Annotated in this window: 4 protein-coding genes; 2 read left to right on the top strand and 2 right to left on the bottom strand. The window is 35.0% G+C overall.

Annotated features, from left to right (window positions below; genetic code table 11):
* Positions 1-136 precede the first annotated feature (136 nt).
* Positions 137-850 (bottom strand): nucleotidyltransferase family protein, encoded by a 714-nt coding sequence (locus tag F1Z66_RS15085; RefSeq protein ID WP_149864457.1) that lies wholly within the window; start codon positions 848-850, stop codon positions 137-139.
* Positions 851-871: 21 nt separating this feature from the next.
* Positions 872-2,245, bottom strand: coding sequence for a bifunctional hydroxymethylpyrimidine kinase/phosphomethylpyrimidine kinase (gene thiD, locus F1Z66_RS15080; RefSeq protein WP_149864456.1), 1,374 nt, complete (start codon positions 2,243-2,245; stop codon positions 872-874).
* 264 nt (positions 2,246-2,509) lie between these two features.
* On the opposite strand from thiD, the gene F1Z66_RS15075 reads away from it, so the two are divergent.
* The gene (locus F1Z66_RS15075) at positions 2,510-2,890 is read left to right on the top strand and encodes a translation initiation factor IF-5A (protein ID WP_149864455.1); all 381 of its coding nucleotides are present in this window, start codon (positions 2,510-2,512) and stop codon (positions 2,888-2,890) included.
* Between the two features lie 199 nt (positions 2,891-3,089).
* Positions 3,090-4,355 (top strand): site-2 protease family protein, encoded by a 1,266-nt coding sequence (locus F1Z66_RS15070; protein WP_149864454.1) that lies wholly within the window; start codon positions 3,090-3,092, stop codon positions 4,353-4,355.
* Positions 4,356-4,667: the final 312 nt, after the last annotated feature.

Below are 4,667 nucleotides of genomic sequence, written 5' to 3'. Positions count from 1 at the left end.
TTCGGATCGACTATACATAACATATTTATGAGTATACACTTATCCACACCTTAACTTTGGAGCAAATGAGCAATGAAAATGCGTTACTAGATCAAAAAAATGTTCAAAAAATGATAAGTATTTTTCTGTTACTCACTTAGATTTTGCCCAATCTCTTAACATATTGTTTGTATGCCTCAAGATATGATTTCTTATCCCCAATGTCCATAAAACTGCCATCTTTGACTACATAAGCTTTGACTTTCTTTTTGTCTCTTATTGAATTTCTAACTGCTTCATCCATTCCAAACGCCATTGAATCCGGTATCATTTTTAGGAATTCTGGTTCAAATACATAACAGCCGATATTTATCAAACCTGAAATTTCAGGTTTTTCCTTCCACTCTGTTACTAAACCATTCTCGGACCCGTTTGTTTCTATAAATCCATACTTTAAATTTGTTCGGTAATTAACAAGAGCCATAGAAATAAATGCCTTATCTTTTTGATGATTTTCTATCATTTCGCGTAATGGAAATTCATAAACAGAATCTCCATAGAGACAAACAAAAGGTTCGTCAATAAATTTGGAAGCAGTCTTTAACTGTCCAGCTGTAGCGAGGGGCCTGTCGGATCTTGAGTATTTAATCTTAATTCCATATCTAGAACCGTCTTCAAAATAATCCTCAATCGATCTATGTAAATAACTTACGCAAATAATTACTTCATCAATTTTTCTGGCTTCTTGTAGCCATTCTATCGAGTATTCCAACAATGGTTTATTTCCAAGTGGAAGCATAGGCTTGGGAATGAAAAATGTATAAGGTTGTAATCTAGTTCCCAAACCTCCAGCTAAAATAACTGCTTTCACAATATAGTGAGCAATTAAAGATTATTTATAATGTTCCGTGCCTAATTTGTAGTGCTTCAAAATGATTTTTAATTTTTTCAATACGGCATTGGGAGTTGGTCCAAACACAAGAATCATGGGCTCCTTACCTATGTCTCCTGAGTGACAAACGATTTCCACTCCGGGTTTAAATTTAAAAGCTTCACTTATACCCCATCCAATACTATATCCCTCAGTATTTTTAATATTGATTGGTTCACATTTTCTATCATACTCTGAACAAATAAACATCTTATTACAAATACGTCGTATTTCTGAAGTATTTCGAATGTTAATCGCCGATCGATACTTACGATTGATATTTCGTGCAGCCAATAATGCTCTAGCTACATGCTTTGAAACCCCAAATTTAACCACACTTGGATAGTAAATATGGTTATTGTCTCCTGATATACGACCTGATACGCCAGCTATGTCATCTATTGAATTAGGATCCAAGGTGCTGTAAACAAAATTGGTTTTTGTTTCGGGTATGAGTTTGACAAAATTAGGCATATCATAAAGATGATTTACAGATTTTTGAAGTTCAGATATAACATCGTACTTTTCCGCTGACTCATAAACATCCTTAAGTGGGTTAGATACCAAAACACCATCTCCAATTTTTGATGCATATTGCAAAGCTTTTTGAACAAATGCATTCGCCATAATAAATGAATCTTTAGGTTCAATACCTTTGGCAATAAATGAAGTAATGGCGGATGAAAAGTTACATCCCGTTCCATGTGTTTCTCCAATATCTCTTTTGGGGTTACTAATCTGAAAACTTTCTCTTCTTTCTTTATCATAATAATAATCTACTATCTTCTTATTATTTGGACTAAAGTGTCCACCCTTTATTATAACTATTTTGGGGCCTATATCACAAATTTTTTGCGATGCTAGTTTAAGATCTTCTTTTGTTTTGATTTTTATTCCGCTCAAATGCTCTGCCTCATAACGATTAGGAGTAATAATGCTTGCTAACGGGACGATTTCATTTTTTAATGTGGGAAATGACTTTTCATCAATCAATCTGGACCCTGTGCCAGAAATCAAAACTGGGTCTACTATGATCGGGGCATCGTATTTTTTGAGATATGCATTGACAATTCTCATTATTGATTTATCAAATAAGACACCAATCTTTATCGCGTCAGGCCGGAGGTCTCTTAATGTTGTTTGTAATTGATCCTCAAAAAACTCTATAGGTACTACAAATAAACTAGAAACGGTCTTGGTGTTTTGGGCTGTTAAGGCGCTTATTACGGTTGCCCCATAGACACCTAATGCAGAAAATGTCTTAAGATCAGCCTGAATGCCAGCTCCACCAGAAGAATCACTACCTGCAATTGAAATTGCTTTATATTGAATCAATTGAATTTGATTAAATAAGAGTCCATGTCATTATTGAATGTCGCGTACCCTTTCAGAATCTTTCTAAACTGATCTATCAAGTGAATCGTGAATACCACCTATGATACGTTTATGTTACTAACTTGACCATTTGACCAGTAATTCAACAAATCAATTTGTAACTTGTGCGGTGTTTGAGACTCTCTTTTAGCAAAAAAATTGTTAAATCATAACTGTTAAATAGGTATCTCATATGAAATTGTCTGATTATTATTGAGTAAACCAATGGACCTTGGTAGTTTAAAAGTTGGTTCTTACATTATCATAGATGGCGAACCATGCCGTATTGTTTCTTATGATCATAGTAAACCAGGTAAACATGGTTCTGCAAAAGCACGTGTCGCAGCAATCGGTGTATTTGATGGTTCTAGGCATAGCTTAGTATCTCCAGTATCCGCTAGTGTAGATGTTCCATTAATTGACAAGAGAAATGGGCAAGTAATTTCAATTGCAGGACAGGTCCTTCAAATTATGGATTTGGAGACCTTTGAGGTTTTTGAAACTTCGGCGGTGGAAGATGAAATTAGGGACAAGATTAACCAAGGTGGAGAGGTAGAATATTGGAAAGTTTTGGACCGTATAAAAATAGTCAGGGTTAAGGGGTAGCATTTTTATCCGACTGTACAGATTTATCATCAGTTCAGTATCAATCTGAAAATTCCATAAGGTTTATTATGATTGTAAAATTTACTACTGTCACGTGAGATAGTTTATCTCAAAATAATTGACTTCTATTTTTCTCTTAATGTCAAATTGAGGATTATTATAACGCTATCAGACTCACTTTTAAATCTATAAAGATTCTATGATGCATTTAAATAAGAAGAATGCTCATAAATCTCAATTGGAACAGCAATCTAAAATAAAGTTTGATCTTCATTTACCCCTTATATTAATTCATACTCCTTATGGGCTTAGATTCTTTGACAAGGTATCAAAGACCAGAGCTGCTAGATTTTATGCAAAATTTAATACTTATCTTATGCCACTCATCACCCTTATGGCTCTATTTTTAATTATTGGTTCCGTAGCAGCTTTATTTTCTAGCGAAACAATTAGAGAGGGAGCTAGAGGTGTGGGGCCACAGGCGAATTTACTAATTCCAGGACTCAATCCTTACTTACCCATATGGGAGGGATGGATAGCCTTAGTGGTCACGATTATTGTTCATGAAGCAGGGCATGGCATAATAGCGAGAGTTTATGGAGTAAAAGTTGAGTCGACTGGAATAGTACTATTTTTAGGAATTCCTATAGGTGCATTTGTTAATATTGAGCGGGACGAGTTGAATCGTATTTCAACCAAACAAAGAAGTTCAATTCTCACAGCAGGCCCGATGACCAATATTATAATAGGTGCACTTTCCTTATTTGTTATACTCCTAATTACCTCCACCCTCGTCATAACAAAACCCATGGATCCAGGTTTATTCGGGGTAGTAATTACTAATGTTAATCCTGGCTCATTGGCCCAATCCATCGGACTTGTTAAAGGTTCGACAATTCAACAGATTCAAGGTGTAGATGTAAGAAATCCTGTAGAATTAAATGATAATCTTAACAGTAATCTGGGTAAAACCATCGACATTGGGATTGTTTCTGAATCTGGCCAAAAATCTGTAAAACAAGCTACCTTGCCTGCGCAGAGAGAACCAGGGAAAGGAATCTTAGGAGTTGCAATCACTCCTGTGGCCGACCCCAAAGAAGTTCTGGATAGGTATAATTCCATGGTTTTCACATCACCATTGGGACTCCTTGCTCCTCCTACATTTGTACAAGGAATGGTACCATACTCTGACTTTATGGCAGATAAATACACATCTCCAATTTTTGGATCTTATTATACAATACCGGCTAATCTGTTCTTTTGGCTATGGTTCATTAACTTTAACGTTGCAATATTCAATGCATTACCTATTGGACCTTTAGACGGAGGTCAGTTATATAACTCATTGATAGACAAAAAAACTGAAAATAGGAAAGGCTGGTCAAGACATGCGTCCAAAATTCTCACATACGGAATGGTAATCATAGTAGTGCTTTCTATTGCCTTACCCTACTTGCTAAAATGATGTAAATATTTTAGCATGTTTATTTATATTTTAGAGACTTTGCATTTATAATTTTTTATGACTAAAACTACCTGCTTCGTTTAAAATTTGGATAACCCCCCAGGGTCGAGAGAACAGCATTGATAAATTATTATGGCATTTACTACCATCTTATTAAGATTTTGGTTAAATCTTTCTTATCATCGCTGTTCATCAATCGCAGTCTACAAATAATATTTTCTATCTCTCTTGTGAAGACTAGAAACAAAGCACACTCTCAGAATATATTTACTATCATTTTTGTATTTGTATCCTCTTAGTATTATCTTTGAG

The sequence above is a fragment of the Candidatus Nitrosocosmicus agrestis genome, assembly GCF_008389435.1.
GTDB lineage: Archaea > Thermoproteota > Nitrososphaeria > Nitrososphaerales > Nitrososphaeraceae > Nitrosocosmicus > Nitrosocosmicus agrestis.
This window is presented reverse-complemented; position numbering and strand designations above follow the sequence as displayed.